Source organism: Rhodococcus sp. IEGM 1341 (assembly GCF_030056895.1).
Lineage (GTDB): Bacteria > Actinomycetota > Actinomycetes > Mycobacteriales > Mycobacteriaceae > Rhodococcoides.
Genome location: NZ_JASHKV010000007.1, coordinates 1 through 21,470 on the forward strand (window position 1 = coordinate 1; position 21,470 = coordinate 21,470).

The window sequence follows — 21,470 nt, forward strand, 5'->3', positions numbered from 1 at the left end:
GTTCCTACGCGCACACCCAGCCCAACGACGGCCACCTCGAAATCGAAACAGCCCGAATCCCGCTCGCGAAGTCGAATAGTGGACGCTCAGCGCACCAGAGAAACCCGACTACCCGCGCAGACGAGCCGCCGCAGCCTCGATGCGTTCGTCCGTGGCGGTGAGTGCGATGCGCACGTGTTGTCCACCGTTCGGTCCGTAGAACTCTCCCGGGGCAGCGAGGATGCCGCGTTCGGCGAGCCAGTCGACGGTGTCGCGGCACGGTTCGCCTCGCGTCGCCCACAGGTACAGCCCGGCCTCGGAGTGGTCGACGGTGAATCCGGCTGCTTCGACGGCTTCCTTCAATACAGTCCTGCGTGATCGGTACCGCTCGCGCTGAATGCTCTCGTGCTCGTCGTCGGCGAGTGCGGCGGTCATGGCGGCCTGGATCGGCAGCGGCACCATCATGCCGGCGTGCTTGCGTACCTCGAGCAGCTCGGCAACCAGGGATGCGTCGCCGGTGACGAAGCCGGCGCGGTAGCTGGCCAGGTTCGAGGTCTTCGAAAGCGAGTGCACCGCAAGCAGATTGGCGTGATCGCCGTCGCACACGCGCGGATCCAGCACAGAGACCGCTTCGGCTTCCCAGGTCAGACCCAAGTAGCACTCGTCGGAGACGACGATGGCGTCACGCTCGCGGGCCCAGTCGACGACTTTGCGGAGATGCTCGACTCCGAGCACCTTGCCGGACGGGTTGGACGGTGAGTTGACGAAGATCAGCGACGCCCGCTCGGGGCCAAGACGCGACAACCCGTCGGCTCGCAGAATTCGCGCGCCCGCCAGCAGGGCCCCCACTTCGTAAGTGGGGTAGGCCAATTCGGGGATGACAACCAGGTCGTCGGCTCCCAGGCCGAGTAGCGTCGGCAGCCAGGCGATCATTTCCTTGGTGCCGATGGCCGGGAGCACCGCGTCGGGCGAAAGACCGGTGATCGAGTACCGACGCTCGAGCGCGGCCACCGCGGCCTCACGCAGCGCGACGGTCCCGACCGTGGTGGGGTAACCGGGCTCGCCCGCAACGGAATTCAAGGCCGTACGGATCACCTGCGCAACCGGATCCACCGGTGTCCCCACCGACAGGTTGACGATGCCGCCCGGGTGCGCCGACGCCTTGTCCTTGGCAGCGGTCAACGAGTCCCATGGAAAATCGGGCAGCGCCGCTGCCACCGCTCTGCGTGCCAAGGCGTCAGTTCTCGCCCATGGGAGGCAGAGCCTTGATGAACGGCGGGTCGTAGTCGGTCTTGCCGAGTTTCGCAGCGCCGCCCGGAGATCCCAGGTCGTCGAAGAAGTCGACGTTGGCACCGACGTATGCGCTCCACTGCTCGGGCACGTCGTCCTCGTAGAAAATGGCCTCGACGGGGCACACGGGCTCGCAGGCTCCGCAGTCGACGCATTCGTCGGGGTGGATGTACAGCATTCGGTTACCCTCGTAGATGCAATCCACCGGGCACTCTTCGATGCACGCTTTGTCCAGTACATCTACGCACGGTTCTGCAATCGAGTAGGTCACTGCTGCTCTCCCCTCCTGTATCGATCGTGGGCGCTCGCGCGCCCTGAGCATCCTAGTATCGCGGTCCGAACCTGGAGCAAACCGACCAGGGTGACCTCACCTGGCTCGATCGGCTATCGCCGTAGCTGCTTCGCGGGCGAGTCGGCCCCGAGGTTCGAGGCTTTCTTGTGGGCCGCAAGCCACTTGCGGCCCTGCTTGGCGGCACGAGAGAGCGCGCCGCGCTCGCCGAAGTATCCGGCGACGCCACCGACGACCGGGATGGCACCGAGCACGCGGTAGATGCCACGAGGATGCGGACGCTTCTCCAGCTCGCCTGCGACGTCGCGCAGCACGTTGGCGATCTGCCACATGCCGCGCAGCAGCGCGAACGGACCCGACTTGGGGGACTCTTCCTTCTTCGCCGGAGCACTGTCGGCCAGGGACGTCAGGTCGCGCTTGCACAGCACCGAACCGAGTAGCGCCACATGCGTCTCGCGGTCGGTCACCCCTGATTCGCGGGCCACGGCGACGAGCACCATCGCCTGGTTGGCGAACCCGAGCAGATCCTGGATCGGCAGGCGGTTGACCAGGATGCCGAACACACCGGGAAACGCGACGGCAACGGTGTTGAGAGCTCCGATGCGATTGACCCACCACTGCGACCGAGCGTCACTGCCGAGCTTCTCCCAGCCTGCGGTGCCCGGGAAGTCGGTGGTGTCGAAGGCCTTCGCCAGGAAATCGATGACGTTGTCGAGGGTCGAATCATCCGCGGAAGACTCGCGGAACGTCCTGCCCTTGAGCCCTATCGGGTCGCGAGTCGCGAGGATGTCGAGCACGGGATGGATGATGGCGACGGCACTGCTCAGCACCGCGGCGACGCGACGGTCGTCCATGTCAGACAAGCTCCATTTCGAGAGTGACCCCGAGGGTCAGATCAGGCCGGCAACGGACACCGCCGGAGCCGGGCCGTACGTGGTGGTGCGCTGACGAACCGGTCGTCCGATGCCGTCGGCGATCTCGTGCAGTTCCGCAACGGTCTTCTCCGAACCGTTCTGCGAACCCGCCATGCGTGAGATCGTCTCTTCCATCAGGGTCCCGCCCAGATCGTTCGCGCCCCCGTTCAGCATCGCCTGTGTACCCGTGATTCCCAATTTCACCCATGAGGTCTGAATATTGTCGATCCGGCCGTGCAGCATGATGCGGGCCAGAGCATGCACGGCGCGGTTGTCCCGGTTGGTCGGGCCGGGTCGCGAAGCCCCGGCCAGATACAGCGGCGAGGACTGGTGCACGAACGGCAGCGGCACGAACTCGGTGAACCCGCCGGTCTTGTCCTGGATCTTCTTGAGCACGTTCAGATGGCCGACCCAGTGCGACGGATTGTCGACGTGGCCGTACATCATCGTCGAGCTCGACCGCAGGCCCACCTCGTGCGCGGTGGTGATCACTTCGATCCACTCGGCCGCGGGCAGCTTGCCCTTGGTGAGTACCCAGCGGACCTCGTCGTCGAGAATCTCCGCGGCCGTTCCCGGGATCGAGTCCAGCCCGGCGGCCCGGAGCTCGGTCAGCCACTCACGGATCGACTGACCGCCCCGCGATGCCCCGTTGACGATCTCCATCGGAGAGAAGGCGTGCACGTGCATCGACGGCACCTTGGCCTTGACCGCCCGCACCAGGTCGGCGTACCCGGTCACGGGGAGTTCGGGGTCGATCCCGCCCTGCATGCACACCTCGGTGGCCCCGACGACGTGCGCTTCCCACGCCCGATCGGCGACCTCGGTGGTGGACAACGTGAATGCGTCGGCGTCGCCCTTGCGCTGAGCGAACGCGCAGAAGCGGCAGCCGGTGTAGCAGATGTTGGTGAAGTTGATGTTCCGGTTCACCACGTAGGTGACGGTGTCTCCGTTGACCTGCTTGCGCAGATCGTCGGCGAGGGCAGCGACGGCGTCCATGCCCGGGCCCTCGGCGGTCGCGAGCGCGAGGTACTGCTCGTCGGACAACCCGGCCGGGTCCTTCTCCGCAGCCGTCAACGCCGAGACCAGGTCCCGGTCCACCCGTTCGAGGCCGGCGAGATCACGCACCTGCTCGCGGATCGAATCCCAGTCACCGAACGCATTCGCCAGATCCGAACGCGTTTCGGTGTTACGCCCCTGGGTGTCGATCTCGGTGTTCAGGTCGACGCGGCCCGAGGACTCCCACTCCTCGTCCGGTTCCTGCCACGGCAGACCCGTCGGGTTCACGTTCTCGCGCGCCATGCCGGTCTCCGGATCGGCCAGCGCCCGCACGTGCGCCGAGATCCGCGGATCGATCCACGGAGCACCGGCGAGGACGTACTGCGGCTGCGCTGCAACACGTTCCACCAAGCGGTAGCCCGCCTTGTCGGACAGTTCCGCCAGGGTGTCGAGGTTCGGCCACGGGCGCTCGGGATTGACGTGATCGGGGGTCAGCGGCGAGACCCCGCCCCAATCGTCGACGCCTGCGCCCAGCAACGCTGCGGTCTCCTCCGCTGCCACCAGGTTCGGCGGAGCCTGGATTCGCATCGAAGGGCCGACCACCATGCGCGTCACCGCGATCGTCGCCAGGAATTCCTCGAGACCGGCGTCGGGAACCGACCGCATAGCGGTATCGGACTTGGCCAGGAAGTTCTGCACGATGATTTCCTGCACGTGCCCGAAAGACTTGTGCACCTTGCGAATTGCCATGATCGACTCGGCGCGATCACGGAGCGTCTCGCCGATACCGACGAGAATTCCCGTCGTGAACGGAATGTTGAGCCGTCCCGCGTCGGTCAGCGTGCGCAGGCGAACCTCGGGATCCTTGTCCGGACTGCCGTAGTGCGCCTGCCCCTTCTCCTCGAACAACCGACGCGAGGTGGTCTCGAGCATCATCCCCATCGACGGAGCGACCGGCTTGAGGCGCGACAGTTCCTGCCACGACATCACACCGGGATTGAGGTGCGGCAGCAAACCTGTCTCCTCGAGCACCCTGATCGACATGGCGCGCACGTAATCCAGCGTCGAATCGTAGCCGCGCGAGTCGAGCCACGCCTTGGCCTCCGGCCACCGCTCCTCCGGCCGGTCACCGAGAGTGAACAGCGCCTCCTTGCAGCCCAGCGCGGCACCCTTGCGGGCGACGTCGATGATCTCGTCGGGATCCATGAACATCCCGTGGCCGGAAGCATTGAGCTTGCCCGGGACCGTGACGAATGTGCAGTAGTGGCACTTGTCGCGGCACAACCGGGTGATGGGTACGAACACCTTTCGCGAATACGACACGGTCTTCGGACGCCCGGCCGACTCGAGCCCGGCGTCACGAACCCGCGCAGCCGACGCCATCAGATCCACCAGATCGTCCCCACGCGCATGCAGCAGAACCGTCGCCTCGTCGACGTTCAACGAGACTCCGTCCCGGGCACGACGCAGAACGCGGCGCATGGCAGAAGCAGCTGGAGCGGTGTCAGGCAACGAAGTCACCAGTCGATCATGCGCTTCCTGGTACGCACGTGCCACCCGCCCCTCCCCTACTCGGGTCATTCCGCAGACTCCACTCCCGCCTTGCTAGGTCATTCCGCAGGCTCCGGGGTGGTGGATACCAAACGACACCCATAGGTTTGTACCCGTGACAACGATGACCGATCCACAGTGGCAACCGTCTCCGCGCGCACGTCTGCTCTGGGCTCTGAGCGCCGGTCTGCTGTGGGCACCGATTTTCGTCGCCCAGATCGTATGGGCAATCGTCGACTCGAATTGGACGACCTGGCCGCATGTGGCCGTCCTCGTCGCCTCGGTGGTGCTCGCTGTGCTGCACATCGCGATCGTGCCCCAGTGGCGGTATCGCGTGCATCGCTGGGAGATCAGCGACACCGCGGTCTACACCCGCACCGGCTGGCTGAGCCAGGAGCGACGCATCGCACCGATCTCGCGGGTACAGACCGTCGACACCGAGCGCGGACCTCTCGATCGCCTGCTGGGGTTGGCCACGGTCACGGTCACGACGGCGTCCTCTGCCGGCGCGGTGAAGATCACGGCGCTCGACCAGGAAGTCGCGGACAAGACGGTCGCGCGACTCACCGACATCGCCGGCCGTACCGTCGGAGACGCAACGTGACCGTCGGTGACCCGCAGGATCAGGCAGAACTGCTGGCCGTCGAGGAGGAGCAACCGTGGCTGCGCCTGGACAAGCGAATGTTGTTGGTACATCCGGTGAACGAGGGCATCAAGCTCCTGCCCGTATTGCTGATCTCGTTCTTCGTCGGCAGCCAGAGCGGCAACCACTACTGGAGTCTCGGCATTCTCGTGGTCGTCGTGGTGTTCGCGATCCTGCGGTGGTTCACCACCAGTTACCGGATCGGTCCGGTGCACGTGCAGCTGCGCAGCGGGGTGCTGCAGAAGAAAGTTCTGTCCATTCCGCGCAACAGGATTCGGTCGGTCGACGTGGAGGCGAACGTTCTGCACCGGGTGCTCGGGCTGTCCATCCTGCGTATCGGCACCGGCCGACAAGCAGGCAACGGCGAGGCCTTCGAGCTCAACGCACTCGACACGTCACTGGTGCCTGCGCTTCGTGGGGATCTGCTGCAGCGGGTCTCGGGACAGATACCGACGTCCGACGGGATGCCAACGGCGGCATCGGAACTCGAAGTGGAGATCGCTCACTGGCAGTTCTCGTGGGTGCGGTTCGCACCGTTCTCCATCACCGGCATCGTCACCATCGCCGCGGCCGTCGGTGTGCTGTTCCAGTACGGACTCGGGCGAACATTGGCCGAGTCTTCGGTGGTCTCCAACAGCATCGATTCCGCAGAGCAACTGGGAATCGCGTTGTTCGTGGTCGTGGCTCTGATTGCGCTGCTGGTCGTGTCGAGCATCTTCGCGTGCGTTCGCTACCTGTTGACCTACGCCAATCTGACGGTCACCGATCAGGGGCGCACGCTGCACGTCAGTCATGGACTGCTGCGGACCCGCCAGTCGACACTCGATCGCAAGCGGCTGCGCGGCACGTCACTGTCCGAACCACTGCTGCTGCGCGCGGTGAAAGGCGCCAGGCTCGACGCCATCATGACCGGCGTCAGCGCCGAGAAGAAGGAATCGTCCCTGCTGCTCCCCCAGGCCCCGCGCGCCGAAGCACTCCGCATGATGACCACGGTCCTCGGCGACGCCGGTTTGCACGGCGGTGCCGACCGCCCCCTGCTGCAGCACGGACCCGCGGCGCGGCGTCGCCGCTACACCCGGGCGGTGCTGCCGGTGTTGGTCATCGCGGCCGGCCTGGGAATCGCGCAGTACTTCGGCGCGCCCATCCCGATACTCGCTTGGATCGCGCTCGGGGTATTGTTCGTCGCCGCCTTCGGGCTCGCGCACGATCGCTTCCGTGGCCTCGGCCACGCGGTACTGCCCGGTTGGCTCATCACCCGACACGGCTCGCTCGACAGGAGTCGGCACAGCCTCGAGGCCGCAGGCATCATCGGCTGGACGGTGCGGCAGACGTTCTTCCAGCGTCGCGCCGGGGTGGCCACCATCGTCGCCGCTACTCCGGCCGGCGTAGGTCACTACGAGGTGATCGACATCCCCATCGAGAACGCGTGGGCGATGATCGACGCCGTCACCCCTGGTGCCGGAGACATCTGGCTGCACCGAACCTGACATGACGCGGCCGCAGAGCATCGAGGAGCTCGACCTCGCAGTGTCGGAATGCCGCGCCTGCCCGCGTCTGGTGCAGTGGCGCGAGCAGGTCGCGCTCGAGAAGCGAGCCGCTTTTGCGAACGAAACATATTGGGGTAGAGCGGTTCCCAGTTTCGGACCCGCCGACGCGGCCATGCTGATCGTCGGGCTCGCCCCGGCAGCGCACGGTGGCAACCGCACCGGCCGGATGTTCACCGGAGACCGAAGCGGGGACGTTCTCTATCGCGCGATGCATGCGGTCGGTTTGGCCAACCAACCCACCGCGACGCATATCGGAGACGGGCTGGCGCTCAACGGAGTTCGCATTGCGGCACCGGTGCACTGCGCTCCGCCGCAGAACAAGCCGACTCCCGCCGAGCGAGACGCATGCAGGCCCTGGCTGGACGACGAATTGCGGTTGCTGCGCCCGACGCTACGGTCGGTGCTCGTTCTCGGCGCCTTCGGCTGGCAGTCCCTGTTGCCCATACTGGCGGCCAACGGATGGGAGATACCAAGGCCTGCACCGAAGTTCGGCCATGGAGCCAAGCTCGATCTGGGGTCGATCACCGTGTTCGCCAGCTATCACGTCAGCCAGCGAAACACCTTCACCGGATTGTTGACTCCGACGATGATCGAGGACGTACTGCGGGATGCGGGTCGGCATGCACGCTTGCTGTGATCGCCTTCATCCGGAACATGAACAGCAGCACTCCTGCGGGGCCCGCTCCGGCAACGATCAGCAGCATGGTGCGCCAATCGGCGAGCAGGAGAACGTCGCCGCCGGGCCCGCCGAACATGCACAGCAGAACCGCGGCGAACCATCCGATCAAGGGTGACGCCACCCAGAGCGGCCGCTCGGCGACCTTGCGCGCCGCCAGGATCAACGCGACGTTGGCAACTCCGCCGAGCAGTGCACTGACGGGGAACTGCACCGAACCGAGGTAGGTCGGGAGAAAGAAGACCGACAGAATTCCGGACAGAAAGCCGTCGAACACCAGCACTGCGACCGTCGCCCAGGACACCAGGGCGACAGTATTGGATGCAGCTTTCGAGATCATGCGCCCAATACTGCCTTGACCCTGGTTGTTTCAGTGCGCCGGCACTCAGGAAACCGGCGGGTACCCGAGCGAGGTGAGCAGATTGCTCGCGCCCATGGCGATCTGACCCAGAACGTACTGGTACAGATCTGCCTGTGCGCCGAACTGCGGCTTGAGAGAATCGACGAACGCGACGATGGCGTCCTGCACTACCCAGTTGTACATGTGTGTTCCGCCCCTGCTGTGGTGAGATCGACCCTGTGGTCATTCAGTGATGCGAAGCACAGCCTAGTACGCCTGCGAAAAGGTCCGTCTCCCTGCCCGTCGCATCGCCGCCGGGCTCGCCCCGCACGAGCACGTACTGCTCGTCGAGCAATATCGGCTGGGCGATGTCGTTGGACAGTGCGTACTCGTTGCCCGACGGCGCGACGGTCACCTGAGTCGCATGTGCGCGCAGTGCGTCCCGCTTGGCGTCGAGCACGCCCCGAATGTCGATGCTGGTGGTGATCATGCTTTCCGGGACGCTGGGCAGCTCACCGTCGACCGGCAGCCGCCATTCGGCCGGAAGCTCGTCGATCGCGGCGAGACCCGACTGCAGTTGATCGTGTCCGGTGACGGTCCAGTAGAACTTCGACACCTCCCACGGCGCTCCGGCATCGGGGTAGACCTCGGTTCCGCAGATCTCGACGGCCTCGGTCACCAGCGAGTGCACCTGCTGGTGATCGGGGTGGCCGTACCCGCCCTCGGGGTCGTATCCGACGACGACCTGCGGCCGGAGCTCACGCATGACCGACACGAGCGCTCCCAGGGCCTCGTCACGGTCCGCGTTGACGAACGCGCGCGGTTTGCGAGCCGCCGACGTCCCTGCCATCCCGGAATCCCGCCAGCGTCCGGCACCGCCGAGAAAGCGCGGCGGGTTGCAGCCCAGGGCAGCGAGCGCGCGGTGCAATTCCAGGATCCGGTAACCGCCGAGCTGATCAGCGCGATCGACCACCAGATCGGCCCACGTCTCACCGATCACTTCGCCCTCCTCGCCGAGCGAGCAGGTGAGCACCGTGACCTCTGCCCCGGCGCGGACGTAATGCGCGATGGTGCCGCCGGTGGTGATGGTTTCGTCGTCCGGATGCGCGTGCACCAGGAGCAACCGCTGTGGCTCCGTCATCGCCTGATCCGTCATTGCCTGCCCTGTCATCGCTGGTTACTCGCCGTTCGTTCTGTCGTCCGTATCACTGCCGGCATCGGCATCACTGCTGTCATCGGCCGAGCAGCTGCGCCAGATGCGGCAGCGATCGTGCCGTCACGTCGGGCGCAGCAAGGTAATCCGGGTACGGCCCGCCGTCGCGATGGATCCAGGCGGTCGCCAAGCCTGCACGGTGCGCGCCGTCGATGTCCCAGGGATGAACCGCGACGAGCATGGCGTCCTCCGGCTTCGCGCCGCACTGTTCGAGTGCGTAGCGGTAGGAGTCCGCGTGCGGCTTCCATCGACCGGCGGCCTCCACCGACAGCAACGACTCGAAATTCTCGCGCACTCCGGCCTTGTCCAGCAGGGTCTGTGCCACCTGGACCGAACCGTTGCTCAGAGTGATCAGCCGGATGCCGAGTGCTGCCAGAGCAGTCACTCCCTCGACGACATCGGAATGAACGTCGAGCACCGCGAAACCACCCATGATGTGGTCCACCGCGGCGTCCAGATCCGGGTTCGAGGCGGTGTCGAACAGCAGCGTACGAAGCGAACCGGAACCGATGACGGCGAAGGGCTGGGCAGCATCCGCTGCTGCCAACGCGAATCCGTCTCGGAGCAGTCCCGCGAACCACGTCGCGAACAAGTGCGGCGGAGCGCCCACGTCGGCGAACCGTGCCGGCATCGTGGACATGTCGGACAACGTCTCGTTCACGTCGAACACGATGACGGCGGGGCGATCGATGCGAGTCACCGGGGCGTCCGCATCCACTGCGGAGCGTCGGCGAAGATCCCGACCTCGACCGGGCCGGTCAGCGAGACGCCTGTGATGCCGGGTACGGCCGCCACCACGGATGCGTCCTGCATGATCGGCAGCGTCGACGCCAGCGACCACAGCCTCGGCTCGATGTCGTTTCTGGCCACGGAGGATTCGAGACCGCTCACCAGTGCCCTGTCGATCGTCGGTTGCAGTTCCGGAACACACAGACCGGACAGATTTCGCGGTATCTCGACGCCGTCGCCGCTGCTGTCGGCCGGCTCGTCGACGCAACCGAACCGGGAGGCGAGGGCCGTGGCGGGGTCGACTCCCGCGCTGGTCCATCCGACCACCGCGTCGACGGTTCCGTCTGTCAACGCCGTCGAGTACAGCTCGTCGGCGGCAAGTGGGGTCACGGTCGCATCGATGCCTGCGCCGACGAGTTCGTCTGCGGCCGTTCCGGCGACCGCGAGCGCGATGTCGTCGTTCTCGACGGCACCGATCACGAACCGCAACGCTGTGCCGGTCGGGTCCGCAAGCTTGGTGACACTCGGGCCCGGAGCGCTCGTGGAGGCCGGGTCGGGACTCGTCGTCGGAGCGGCGGTGGTCGGTGCGCTCGGGTTCGGGGTCGATGTGACCACGGCATCGGGTGTCGGTACGAACCCGGCCCGTTCGAGCAGTTGGAGAGCAGCTGTTCTGCCGATGGGGGCCGGCGCCGTCGCGGTGTATCCGGGGTCGGACGGCGAGGACAGCTGCGCTGCAGCCCGGCGATCCGTCGAGCCACCGCCGGCTCCGACCGTCGCGAGCAGATCGGGGTCGAGTAGACCCAGTATCCCCTGTCGCACAATCGAATTCGACATGTTCGGCGCTCGCCCGTTGACCGTCATCGACAGCACTCGGGATTGCCGGATGGTGTCGGTCCGCACGCCGGGAATCGCCGAGAGCTGAGCCCGCAGAGCCGATCCCCCACGAACCTGGGCGATCTGCGCGTCACTGGACCGCAGCGAATCGGCCAGCTGAGCGGAGGTGCCCCCGCGGCGGATGAGGATCTGATCCGGTGATGCGGGCTCGCCCCAGAATCGGTCGTTGCGTTCGAGCAGAATCTCGTCCCGACCCCGGTCGACGGTCTTGATGTTGAACCGCGAACCGGAGACCGGCACGTTGTCCGTCAGGCCTCCCTGGAAACCGCCGGGTGAGTCCTTGAGCAGGTGCGAGGGCACCAGATCGGCGAACAGTCGCTGCCAGGCCGGATACGGAGACGAGAGCGTCACGTCGACCGTCTTGCCACCGCCCGAGGACGCGACATCGCTGATGAGCCCGTACCCCGCCGGATCGACGACACCGGGCTGGGTGATCATCTGCTGCCACAGGTAGCGGAAGTCCTCGGCGGCGATCGGAGCGCTGTCGGACCACTGCGCCTCGTTGCGCAGCTGGTAGCGGATGGTGAGCGGCGATTGCGACGTCACCTCGGCCGAGAGCAGCAACGACAGGTCCGGCTCCCACGTGGTCACCCCGGTGTCGGGGTTCCGGACCGGGCGGAACGGGCTGGGCAGAACCAGTGAACTCACCGCGGCCGTCGCGGGCGACTGATCCGCCAGAAGATGTGGATTGAAGCCGATACCGACGTCGTCGATGGCGACGACGACCGGATCACCGGTCTCGGCCGGAACCATCGTCGTGCTGACCGGAGTCTCGACACTCTCGATCGGGGGCGGCGGATCCGCAGTGCACGCGGTGAGTACCAGAGCGATGGCAGAAACCAGAACCGTCGGCATCAGCACCTTGCGCAACGAGGATCTCCTTCGTAGTCGGCTACCTTCTGCGACAGAAGCGACGCGCCCCACGAGGGTGACACGTCGCTTCTGCCGCACGAAGTGAGTCTTACAGAGCAGCCTTGTCGCGAGTCTTGCTGCGCGAACGCTCGCGGGCGCGCTCGTTGGAATCGAGGTGCACCTTGCGGACGCGGACGACCTCGGGGGTCACCTCGACGCACTCGTCGCCTGCACAGAACTCCATGGCCATTTCCAGGTCGAGCTTCTTGGGCTTGGCCAGGGTCTCCATGACGTCTGCGGAGGACTGACGCATGTTGGTCAGCTTCTTCTCGCGGGTGACGTTGATGTCGAGGTCTTCCTGACGCGGGTTGATGCCCACGACCATGCCCTCGTAGGTGTCTGCGCCCGGCTCGACGAAGAACGTGCCGCGATCGGCCAGCTGGATCATCGCGAACGGGGTGACGGTGCCGTGACGGTCCGAGACGAGCGAACCGGTGTGGCGCGCGCGGATCTCACCGGCCCACGGTGCGTAACCGTGGAAGACGGCGTTGGCGATACCGGTGCCACGGGTGTCCGTGAGGAACTCGGTGCGGAAGCCGATCAGGCCGCGCGAAGGAACGATGAATTCCATGCGAACCCAGCCTGCGCCGTGGTTCGTCATCTGCACCATCTTGCCCTTGCGAGCTGCGAGCAGCTGAGTGACCGCACCGAGGTACTCCTCCGGTGTGTCGACCATGAGCTCTTCGAAGGGCTCGTGCAGCTTGCCGTCGACCTGCTGGGTGACCACCTGCGGCTTGCCGACGGTGAGCTCGAAGCCTTCGCGACGCATCTGCTCGACGAGGATGGCCAGCGCCAGCTCGCCACGACCCTGGACCTCCCAGGCATCGGGGCGACCGATGTCGAGGACCTTGAGCGAGACGTTACCGATGAGCTCCTGGTCCAGACGGCTCTTGACCATGCGCGAGGTGAGCTTGTGGCCGCTGACGCGTCCGACGAGCGGGCTCGTGTTGGTGCCGATGGTGACCGAGATGGCCGGCTGGTCGACCGTGATACGGGGCAGTGCGACCGGGTTCTCCAGATCGGCGAGGGTGTCACCGATCATGATGTCGGGGAAGCCCGCGACGGCGACGATGTCGCCTGCGACGCCGCGCTCACCGGGGACGCGCTCGACGCCGATGGTGTTGAGCAGCTCGGTGATCTTGGCCTTCTGGACGACGGGCTCGCCGTCGACCTCGCGCATCCAGCTCACGGTCTGGCCCTTGGAGAGCTGGCCGTTGTGGATACGCACCAGGGCGAGGCGGCCGAGGAAGGCCGACGCGTCGAGGTTGGTGACGTGCGCCTGCAGCGGTGCGTCGACGTTGCCCTTGGGCGCGGGGACGTAGTTGAGCAGCACCTCGAACAGCTCGTCGAGGTTCTCGGCGTCGGGCGCGTTGCCGTTCTCGGGCTGAACACGCGACGCCTTGCCCTCACGGCCGGAGGCGTAGAGAACAGGAAGGTCGAGGGCGAGCTCGGCTGCCTCGGACGCTTCGTCGTCGAGGTCGGACGCGAGGTCGAGGAGCAGATCGTGGCTCTCCGAGACGACCTCTTCGATACGCGCGTCGGGACGGTCGGTCTTGTTCACGACCAGGATCACCGGCAGGGAGGCAGCGAGCGCCTTGCGCAGCACGAAGCGGGTCTGCGGAAGCGGGCCCTCGGAAGCGTCGACGAGAAGGACGACGCCGTCGACCATGGACAGGCCGCGCTCGACCTCTCCGCCGAAGTCGGCGTGGCCGGGGGTGTCGATCACGTTGATGACGGTGATGGTGCCGTCGGCATTGCGCTTGTGAACGGCCGTGTTCTTGGCCAGGATCGTGATGCCTTTTTCTTTTTCGAGGTCACCCGAGTCCATGACGCGGTCGATCGCTTCGGCACGTTCCTCGAACGCGCCTGACTGCCGGAGCATGGCGTCGACCAGGGTGGTCTTGCCATGGTCGACGTGTGCAACGATGGCTACGTTGCGAAAAGTGGTGGTGCTGTCGATGTTGTCTGCACTGCTTGGGGCGCTCACGCGAAAAATTCTCCTGGAGTCGAATGCGGGCTCTTGTTCGCTAGCGGGCTTATGTCGCTAGAGAAGCGCGCTGCACCGCGAGGTTCTCGCGACTGATCGAGTTTACCCGTAGTCCGGCAGTGCCCCGCGCCACCCTCAGGTCTGTGACCTGCGCCACCCATTAGTCTTGGTGCTCATGGGCAAGATAAAGGCCGTAGATGTCTCGGGGATGAAGCCCAAGAAAAAATGCTGTCGCAAGAAGGTTCGGTGCATCAAATGCCCCGTGGTCATCATGCGAATGAAGAAACTCGAATCGGCAGGCGCAACCAAGAAGGACCTGAAGAAGGGCCTCAAGACCGCCCGGGCGAAGTGAGCAGAATCTGCTGGAGTTCGGGCAACCAGAGCCGATCCGCGTCGACCAGATCCATCGTCGGCAGCGTCGCGACGTCCACCCACCGCAGGGCCGAATGTTCCAGGGCTGCAGGCATTCCCGAGATCAGCGCGGCTCGGTAAGCGCGCAGCACCAGGCCGCCCGCAAGATCGACGTCTCCGGTCAGCGCCGCTCCGATCGAGCACTCGACTCCCAATTCCTCGCGCAGCTCGCGAGCCAGCGCGGCGTCCTCGGACTCCCCCGGCTCGACCTTGCCGCCGGGCAGTTCCCAGAGACCCGCCAGCTCGGGCGGACGGGTTCGTTGCGCGAGCAGCAGCCTGCCGTCGTGCGTCAACGCGGCTGCGACAACCACAGCGGTGGGGGTACCGGACATGCCACCATCTTTCTATGACCGAACTGCTGACCGACCGCGACATCGAGGACGCCCGGCTCACCGAATGGACCGTGGTCGGCAAATCCCTGACTCGTACCGTCGAACTGGCGTCGTTTCCCGCAGCGATCGAGGCGGTGAACCGGGTGGCCGACGCCGCGGAAGAGGCGGACCATCACCCCGACATCGACATCAGATGGCGGACGTTGACGTTCGCCCTCTCGACCCACAGTGCCGGCGGACTCACGCAGAAGGATGTGGATCTGGCGCGTCGGATCGATCAACTGATCGAGCTTTCATGACTCGTCCCGCATACACGACCCAGCCCAGGAGCAAGGCCGAGCCGATCACGTCGACCGCACCGGCCCACGCCTCGAGTCCGGGACGGGGGATGGTCCAGATCGATTCCTGGAAGAAACTGAGCAGCCACGGCACCCCCACGGTCACCGTCACCAACCAGTAGCCCGCGACGATCTTCGACCCGGCGACGTCGCGCAGCGGCCCGTGCACCAGCCAGATCACCATCGGGATCACCCAGATCCAGTGGTGCGACCAGGAGATCGGCGAGATCAGCAGGCCGAGAAGTTGCACGATCACCAGCGTGCCCAGATGATCCTCGCGTCCGATCGCACGCCATGCCGCGAGCGCAAGCCCTGTCGCGACGACGGCGGCGACGATCCACACCGGGCCCTGCCCGACGTCCTCCCCCGCGATCCGGCTGAGCGCTCCTCGCAGAGACTGGTTCCAGACCGAGCCGACGGGGCCGATGCGGTCGGCATCGCCGAGCAGTGTGGTGAAGTACGTGGCCGCCTGATGTCCGAGCGCCGCGTAGCTGACCGCGACGGTGAGGGCGAAGGCCACTGCCGAGAACGCCGCGGCCTTCCATCGCCGAGTCGCCAGGAAGTAGAGACCGGTGATGGCCGGGGTCAGCTTGATTCCGGCAGCGAAGCCGACCAGCCCTCCAGCCACCCACCACCTGCTGCTGCGTACCGCGAGAATCGCCACCAGCACCAGGAACACGTTGACCTGGCCATAGTCAAGCGTCGTCCGCACGGGTTCGGACCACAGCCCCAGCGCGGTCCACAGCATTGCGATGCGCACCCAGCGCGGCTCCGCGGCGCGCTCGTCGCCGAGCACCATCGACAGCGTCAGCCTCACCACGGCGAACAGCGCGAGCATGGTCGCGGCCTGCCACAGGACGCCGACCAAGGTGAACGGCAGATAGTGCAGCGGGAAGAACACGAGCGCGGCGAACGGCGGGTACGTGAACGGGAGTGGGAAGTCCGGGGTCTGTACCGAATACGTGTAGTCGTACAGATTGCCGCCGAGCAGTGCCGCGGAGCCGTCGACGTAGACGTGTAGGTCCACGAGGTTCATTCCGTTGGGCGTCGCGAAGGCCCAGACGAATCGGCTGATCACCGAGACCGCGAGCAGAACGGGGGCCAGCCGAACAAGTCGGTTCACTGTGCGTGCGGTTCCGTTCGGTATCGATGCGGTGTATCGGTCGTCGAGCTTATAGGGCTCGGTTCACGCGCCCCAACCGCGCATGCACCCGAGTAACATTTGCATCACCTTTCACACTGACAACTTCAGTAACAGGTTATCGTGAGCCTCTGCGGAGAATTCGCAGCGTGTGACCAATAGACTGCCCTGGCATAGATGCGACGGGGGAGGGCTCGTTCGACAACAGCTGTACATCGGGGATTGCGCTACATAGAGTGACCCCTCGAGCACCGGCTGTCGCCGTGGGCCCGCGTCATGATCAGAATGGGGAATATCACCGTGCTTCGTACCCGCGGAACGCGTCGCGTAGTTACAGCCTTTGCCGTAGCCGCAGCCGCCGCACTAGTCGTGCCGACCAGCGCATCCGCACAGCCATTGGTGCCGATGGCACCGGCAGATCTGCCCGCAGCGCCGGCCGATCCCGCTGCTCTGATCGCTCAGTTCCTTCCCGCCCCCGGTGAGCCCATGCCCAACCTGGCCGAAGTGGAAGCACTCGCCTCGTTCGCACCGGCCATTCTCGGTGCCGCAGCCGGACCTGCCGACGTGGGAGCCGCTCCGGCGGCCGACCTGCTCGGTCAGGCCCGCGCATTGCTCGAGACGGCGCAGCTGCCGGACCAGGTCAAGGCCCTGCTCGAAAGGGTCATCACCTTCCTGGACGGCTCCGGCGGCGGCGGACCGGAACTGCCGTCCGACGGACCCGTCATCGCCCAGTTCCTGTACCCGACGCTCGGCATGGGGTGCATCTCCGACACCGCCGATTCCGTCGGAACCGCCCTGGCCGTACCCGGCCCCGCCACCCTGCCGCCTCCCGGACCGGGCGCAGGCCAGGCCGGCTTCGTCTTCACCGCCCTCGGCACCGCACCGATTGCCGCGGAGCAGGCAGCTCCCCTGACGGTGACCTGGCTCAACGTCGACAACCGTCGCTCGGGTACACAGGATCTGACCGGCGCGGCCATGATCAACACCGACGGTCCGGCGACTCTGTCCGCGATCGCCGACACCGGCCCCGGACGCGTCCTGTCGGTCGTCTCCGGTTCCATCACCACGCAGTCGAAGGAAGATCCGGCGGCGGCTCCGCGCAGCTGCACCTTCTTGCCCACCATCGGTACGGTCTACGTTCCGTAGCTCGTATCTGCACTACCGAACCAGTTCGCCCCCGGCTTCATCGGAAGCCGGGGGCGAACTGTTCGTTCAGGCGAATTCGGGAAGAATGTGCACGAGCGGCTCGGATCGATTGTCGCAATACATTCGGGAATGCCGAAATGAATTACATCGATGGTATTTCAGAGAATGTCCGCGGCAGATTTCGACCACTGCCCGTAATCGGCTTTCAGAATATTGTTGATGTCGACTTTGACTCCACCCACGAAATCCTTGTCGATTCGGATCTGATGAATGTGCGCGTCGGGGTGAACGAAGCCCTTGGGTGTTCCCCAATTGTGCTGCCAATACCATTGGCCGAGTCCGGCAACCGAGGCCAATTCGATGGTCGGTGAATTGGCGTAGATCCCCGTGTTCTCGGCTCCGATCACCGACTGCCAGCCCAGGATGTACGGCGCGATCAGGGTTGCGAACTCCACGGCGGTGGGGTTGTCGTCGATCGACGCGTAGATCGGGCGGTCTGCCGGACCACCGGCGGCGAGGTGGAGCTCGAGGCCTCGCTCTGCGTGCTTCACGCCCGCTGCGTAACCGCCACGCCAGTCGGACGTGGCCCCCTTGCCGAATTGATAGTTCGAGACCACTTCCAGGCCTGCAGATGTCAAGGCATCGGCCTCGGACTTGCGCATCGGCTTCCCGATCATCCAGTTCGCATCCGGTCGCCGATCGGAAACGTAGCGGACAGCTCCGAGGTGACCGGCATTCTTGATGGCGGATGCCGATGGCACCCCACCCGAGTAGTCGACGAGCGTGCCGAGCCCGGCGTCGGCGTGCGCGGTCGCAGAGCCCAACGCAACCAATCCGACGGCGGCCGCGGACCCCGCGGCGGCGTACTTGAACAGTTCACGTCGCGAAACCTGCACAAAAATCTCCATCGTCGTTCGATCGCGGCGGCGCGCCTACCCCAGAAATCGCACAACCACTGCTATCTTCCATCGTTTGTCGTATCCCATCACAATCCCATCGGTACCGCCAGCCCCACTGCTCACACCCACCCCGTTCCCCTCCAGCTTCACACGAGCACCTCGCGCACCTACGTCACGAACATGAATATGGTGGAGAGGACGACGCACGGACGAACGCGCTGAGGAGTGGATGGACATGGGCGTAACGCTTGCCAAGGGTGGAAATGTCTCGCTGACCAAAGAAGCACCGAATCTGACGGCGGTGAGCGTGGGACTCGGCTGGGATGTCCGCGCCACCACCGGCGGAGACTTCGATCTCGACGCCAGCGCCATCGGACTTCGCACCACGAAGAAGGCACTGAGCGACAGCTACTTCGTCTTCTACAACAACCTGCGCTCCCCCGACGGTGCCATCGAGCACACCGGCGACAACCGGACCGGCGAGGGCGAAGGTGACGACGAGAGCATCGATGTCGACCTGGCTGCCCTGACCCCGGAAGTGGACTCCATCGTCTTCCCGGTGTCCATTCACAACGCCGACGCCCTGGGCCAGAACTTCGGTCAGGTCGTCAACGCCTTCATTCGCGTGGTCGACAAGTCCGATGGGCGCGAACTCGCCCGTTTCGACCTCAGCGAAGACGCCTCCACCGAAACCGCGATGGTGTTCGGCGAGCTGTACCGACGCGGGGCCGAATGGAAGTTCCGCGCCATCGGCCAGGGCTATGCGTCGGGGCTGGAGGGAATCGTGCGCGACTTCGGCATCGACGTGGGGTGACGGCAGTCACAGCCCGGCTCGTTGGGACCGTCTCGATTGAACAACGGAATCTTTCTGAGCTTGTGACGTCGAGATGATGTGTGGTGATATCAGCGCAACCGCAACATAAGCCACATCAGTCACAGGAGTCACACATGTCTCGTCGCCTCAGCCGTCTGGCGGGCGCGCTCGCGCTCTCCTGCGCAGCATTGCTCGCTGTTCCCGCCACTGCCGCAGCGGATCCGGCACCGGCCGATCCGCTGGCGCAGGCGATCGCCGCACTGCAGGGACAGGGTGGTGCCTCGCTCGACGCCGCGACCGCGATCGCCGACTCACGCACCCCGGTCGCCGAGGATGCGAACGTCGATCCGTTCGCCGCACTGAACGCAGCCAACAAAGCCCTCACCGACTTCGGCATCACGCCGTTCTTCTACCCCACCGCAGCCATCAACTGCTCCGCAACGGCGAGCTCGCCCCTCGGCATCGTTCCCGGTGTCGCAGGCGGAGCGGCAGGACCGTGGCCGCAGCTGACCGCGCCCGCCATCCCCACGTTGCCGTTCCTGCCGTCCATCCAGATTCCCGAGCTCAATGCAGTCGACAAGGGCGAGACGATGTTCGCGTTCGTCCCGGCCGGAATCGTGAACGATTCCGAGAACAAGACCGGGATGCAGGTCGCCTGGTTCAACGTCAACACCCTGCAGGGCGGATTCGCCGACTTCGGCGGCCTGGCAACCACTCTCGCCGATTCGATCCTCACCAATTCCGGTGTGCCCGACGCCGCGAAGGACATCGTTCGGCCGTTCGTCATCGGAGCGATCGACTCGCTGCCTGCCGCCGGTGCCCGCGCCGTACCCGTCGAAACCGGATCGGGAACCGTTCTGGCCGCGGTGTTCGGCACGGTGAACCACAAGGCCCTCGACGGTTCGGACAAGAGCTGCTTCTTCTTCCCCACAGTCGGCATGATCAACGTCGCCTAGTAGGTAAGCAAGACCACGAAGGGCCCTGCAGCGCTCTGCTGCAGGGCCTTTCGTCTATGCCCTGACGATTCGACCCAGCCGTCCCAGGACCGCCTGCATCTCGGTGTGTTGCGAGCGCGCCGCCCAGGGGCGTTGCCTGTTTCGTCCCCGCATCTGCATCGCGGCCCCGGTCACGAGGTCACCGTTGGGGGCGAAATGCACGCGGACTATCTCGTTGAGTGAACGGCCCAAACCGAAACTCGCAACGCCACTGCAGAATCCGTAGGGAAACAGCGGTGCATCGGGTTCGTTGTACTTACCGCCGACGAACACCGGGCTGCCGGTACGGAAGTCGCGGCACTGCGCGATGAAGCCGTGGAAGGCACGCCCCTTCTCGCGTCCGTAGTATGCGATGCCCACCCGCCCGGACCCGGTGGCGGTGATTGCGCCGAAGCGGGCGTCGCGCACTCCCGGTGCCGACACCACCACCGGCCTCGACCAATTCACCGCGCCGTCCGAGGACCAGGCAGCATGCAGCAATCCGTCGCGGTCCGGCCACACCGCGTACACGTTTCCGTCATCATCGACGGCCATCGACTCCGGCAGCAGATAGCGCGAACCGAGCAGCAGAAAATGCACTGCGTTGTGGTACTTCGCCAGCGCCGATCCCGGAACCATCCGAACGTCCCACGTCAGGCCCTCGTCGCGACTGACCGCCACAGCGAACCGTCGACCGTAGCGGCCACCGATGTAGACGGTGCCGTCCGGACCGACGACACCCTTACCGAACGAGACGTACTCCCGACTCGGCAATCCGGGGATGTTCTTCGAATCGATGTCGAAACCACCGGCTACCTCCCACTTCACCCCGCCGTCGAAGGACCGCCAGATGACCTGACGGGTGACGTTGATCAGTGGCCTCACACGTACTGCGAACGGCGTGGGCGCGGACAGGTACGTAACCCTTCCGGTCCGTGAATTGCTCGGACCGGCAAACACTTTGGCATCCATCCTGGCTTTCGATGCCACTGTGCGCGTGCGCCAGGTTTCGCCCCGATCGTCACTGACTCCCAGGGTGAAGCCCGTTCGCAACTGATGGGGCGGCACCGCGTCGAATCGTCCGGCGTGCAGGAACAGACGCTCGTCGACGTCGTCGAAATACAGATACGGCCGATTCCGACTCCGTTGCACGCCCTCGGGAACCGATGCACGCCATGACTTTCCGAAATCGGACGAGCGCAGTACCCCGATGCCGTCCACGGTGAACGCGGGCGCGACGAACACGGTGTTGTCCGCCGCGACCCCGAGGGTGCAGGCGGCGGAGCCGTACTCGGTGTAGGAGATGTCGGTGACGAAGTCGGCCGATGCGGCGGCATTGGTCGAGGAACGCAGTCCAGCCCGATAACCCGAGGCAACTCTGGGCGTCACGACACCCGCCGTTGGGTGCCGCCGCGGCGTCGCGGCCACAGTGCTGGTCGATGCATTGGATCAGGC

General features: G+C 65.5%; 22 protein-coding genes. 8 read left to right on the forward strand and 14 right to left on the reverse strand.

The genetic code is table 11. From position 1 onward, the window contains the following. Window positions 1–108: 108 nt before the first annotated feature. The 4 genes from dapC to QM615_RS15950 form a co-directional block, all read right to left on the reverse strand. Window positions 109–1,212, reverse strand: a complete 1,104-nt coding sequence (gene dapC, locus QM615_RS15935) for a succinyldiaminopimelate transaminase (RefSeq protein ID WP_149407589.1) — start codon at window positions 1,210–1,212, stop codon at window positions 109–111. A 4-nt stretch (window positions 1,213–1,216) separates the two neighbouring features. After that, entirely contained in the window at window positions 1,217–1,540 is a 324-nt protein-coding gene (gene fdxA, locus QM615_RS15940) for a ferredoxin (protein ID WP_008714223.1), read from the reverse strand. 113 nt (window positions 1,541–1,653) lie between these two features. Beyond that, complete coding sequence (locus QM615_RS15945) at window positions 1,654–2,412, reverse strand: hypothetical protein (protein WP_068053012.1); 759 nt, start codon at window positions 2,410–2,412, stop codon at window positions 1,654–1,656. Between the two features lie 36 nt (window positions 2,413–2,448). After that, entirely contained in the window at window positions 2,449–5,049 is a 2,601-nt protein-coding gene (locus QM615_RS15950) for a bifunctional FO biosynthesis protein CofGH (protein WP_149407588.1), read from the reverse strand. A gap of 94 nt (window positions 5,050–5,143) precedes the next feature. Between QM615_RS15950 and QM615_RS15955 the strand changes: the two genes are divergently transcribed. The 3 genes from QM615_RS15955 to QM615_RS15965 all read left to right on the forward strand — a co-directional run bounded on the left by QM615_RS15955 (window position 5,144) and on the right by QM615_RS15965 (window position 7,846). Beyond that, on the forward strand, window positions 5,144–5,623 hold the full coding sequence (locus QM615_RS15955; protein ID WP_149407587.1) for a PH domain-containing protein: 480 nt from the start codon (window positions 5,144–5,146) through the stop codon (window positions 5,621–5,623). Window positions 5,624–5,700: 77 nt separating this feature from the next. Then, window positions 5,701–7,149, forward strand: a complete 1,449-nt coding sequence (locus QM615_RS15960) for a PH domain-containing protein (protein ID WP_262498572.1) — start codon at window positions 5,701–5,703, stop codon at window positions 7,147–7,149. Window position 7,150: 1 nt separating this feature from the next. Continuing rightward, window positions 7,151–7,846 carry a uracil-DNA glycosylase gene (locus tag QM615_RS15965; protein WP_068052983.1) on the forward strand — a complete coding sequence of 232 codons (696 nt, stop codon included), beginning with the start codon at window positions 7,151–7,153 and terminating at the stop codon, window positions 7,844–7,846. Here the strand turns inward: QM615_RS15965 and QM615_RS15970 are convergent. From QM615_RS15970 to typA, 6 genes are all read right to left on the reverse strand, one after another. Further along, window positions 7,773–8,225 carry a hypothetical protein gene (locus tag QM615_RS15970; RefSeq protein WP_149407585.1) on the reverse strand — a complete coding sequence of 151 codons (453 nt, stop codon included), beginning with the start codon at window positions 8,223–8,225 and terminating at the stop codon, window positions 7,773–7,775. The two genes, QM615_RS15965 and QM615_RS15970, sit on opposite strands and share 74 nt — an antisense overlap. A 45-nt stretch (window positions 8,226–8,270) precedes the next feature. After that, window positions 8,271–8,429, reverse strand: a complete 159-nt coding sequence (locus QM615_RS15975) for a hypothetical protein (protein WP_008714214.1) — start codon at window positions 8,427–8,429, stop codon at window positions 8,271–8,273. A 43-nt stretch (window positions 8,430–8,472) separates the two neighbouring features. Continuing rightward, window positions 8,473–9,366, reverse strand: a complete 894-nt coding sequence (gene mshB / locus QM615_RS15980) for an N-acetyl-1-D-myo-inositol-2-amino-2-deoxy-alpha-D-glucopyranoside deacetylase (RefSeq protein WP_149407584.1) — start codon at window positions 9,364–9,366, stop codon at window positions 8,473–8,475. 91 nt (window positions 9,367–9,457) lie between these two features. Further along, entirely contained in the window at window positions 9,458–10,138 is a 681-nt protein-coding gene (locus tag QM615_RS15985; protein WP_262498571.1) for a haloacid dehalogenase type II, read from the reverse strand. Next, window positions 10,135–11,916, reverse strand: a complete 1,782-nt coding sequence (locus QM615_RS15990) for an ABC transporter family substrate-binding protein (protein WP_149407603.1) — start codon at window positions 11,914–11,916, stop codon at window positions 10,135–10,137. Before QM615_RS15990 ends, QM615_RS15985 begins: the two co-directional genes overlap by 4 nt. A 106-nt stretch (window positions 11,917–12,022) precedes the next feature. Then, window positions 12,023–13,960, reverse strand: a complete 1,938-nt coding sequence (gene typA / locus QM615_RS15995) for a translational GTPase TypA (protein WP_121873294.1) — start codon at window positions 13,958–13,960, stop codon at window positions 12,023–12,025. 175 nt (window positions 13,961–14,135) lie between these two features. On the opposite strand from typA, the gene QM615_RS16000 reads away from it, so the two are divergent. Then, a complete protein-coding gene (locus QM615_RS16000) occupies window positions 14,136–14,312 on the forward strand; it encodes a hypothetical protein (RefSeq protein ID WP_094612381.1) in 177 nt (58 codons plus the stop codon). Here QM615_RS16000 and QM615_RS16005 read toward each other — a convergent pair. Continuing rightward, window positions 14,290–14,703, reverse strand: coding sequence for a (deoxy)nucleoside triphosphate pyrophosphohydrolase (locus QM615_RS16005; RefSeq protein ID WP_149407583.1), 414 nt, complete (start codon window positions 14,701–14,703; stop codon window positions 14,290–14,292). The two genes, QM615_RS16000 and QM615_RS16005, sit on opposite strands and share 23 nt — an antisense overlap. Before the next feature lie 14 nt (window positions 14,704–14,717). Between QM615_RS16005 and QM615_RS16010 the strand changes: the two genes are divergently transcribed. Beyond that, window positions 14,718–15,002, forward strand: coding sequence for a 4a-hydroxytetrahydrobiopterin dehydratase (locus QM615_RS16010; protein ID WP_149407582.1), 285 nt, complete (start codon window positions 14,718–14,720; stop codon window positions 15,000–15,002). On the opposite strand, the gene QM615_RS16015 is transcribed toward QM615_RS16010, so the two are convergent. Beyond that, window positions 14,944–16,164: a mannosyltransferase gene (locus tag QM615_RS16015; protein WP_149407581.1), complete on the reverse strand. Its 1,221-nt coding sequence runs from the start codon at window positions 16,162–16,164 to the stop codon at window positions 14,944–14,946. The two genes, QM615_RS16010 and QM615_RS16015, sit on opposite strands and share 59 nt — an antisense overlap. A gap of 303 nt (window positions 16,165–16,467) precedes the next feature. On the opposite strand from QM615_RS16015, the gene QM615_RS16020 reads away from it, so the two are divergent. Then, window positions 16,468–17,328: an Rv1157c family protein gene (locus QM615_RS16020; RefSeq protein WP_149407580.1), complete on the forward strand. Its 861-nt coding sequence runs from the start codon at window positions 16,468–16,470 to the stop codon at window positions 17,326–17,328. 158 nt (window positions 17,329–17,486) lie between these two features. On the opposite strand, the gene QM615_RS16025 is transcribed toward QM615_RS16020, so the two are convergent. Beyond that, window positions 17,487–18,236 carry a DUF1906 domain-containing protein gene (locus tag QM615_RS16025; RefSeq protein WP_149407579.1) on the reverse strand — a complete coding sequence of 250 codons (750 nt, stop codon included), beginning with the start codon at window positions 18,234–18,236 and terminating at the stop codon, window positions 17,487–17,489. A 226-nt stretch (window positions 18,237–18,462) separates the two neighbouring features. On the opposite strand from QM615_RS16025, the gene QM615_RS16030 reads away from it, so the two are divergent. Both QM615_RS16030 and QM615_RS16035 read left to right on the forward strand, forming a co-directional pair. After that, the gene (locus QM615_RS16030) at window positions 18,463–19,041 is read left to right on the forward strand and encodes a TerD family protein (protein WP_068052993.1); all 579 of its coding nucleotides are present in this window, start codon (window positions 18,463–18,465) and stop codon (window positions 19,039–19,041) included. A 134-nt stretch (window positions 19,042–19,175) separates the two neighbouring features. Then, window positions 19,176–19,997 carry a hypothetical protein gene (locus QM615_RS16035; RefSeq protein WP_149407578.1) on the forward strand — a complete coding sequence of 274 codons (822 nt, stop codon included), beginning with the start codon at window positions 19,176–19,178 and terminating at the stop codon, window positions 19,995–19,997. 54 nt (window positions 19,998–20,051) lie between these two features. On the opposite strand, the gene QM615_RS16040 is transcribed toward QM615_RS16035, so the two are convergent. Further along, window positions 20,052–21,404, reverse strand: a complete 1,353-nt coding sequence (locus QM615_RS16040; protein ID WP_149407577.1) for a sialidase family protein — start codon at window positions 21,402–21,404, stop codon at window positions 20,052–20,054. Window positions 21,405–21,470 lie beyond the last annotated feature (66 nt).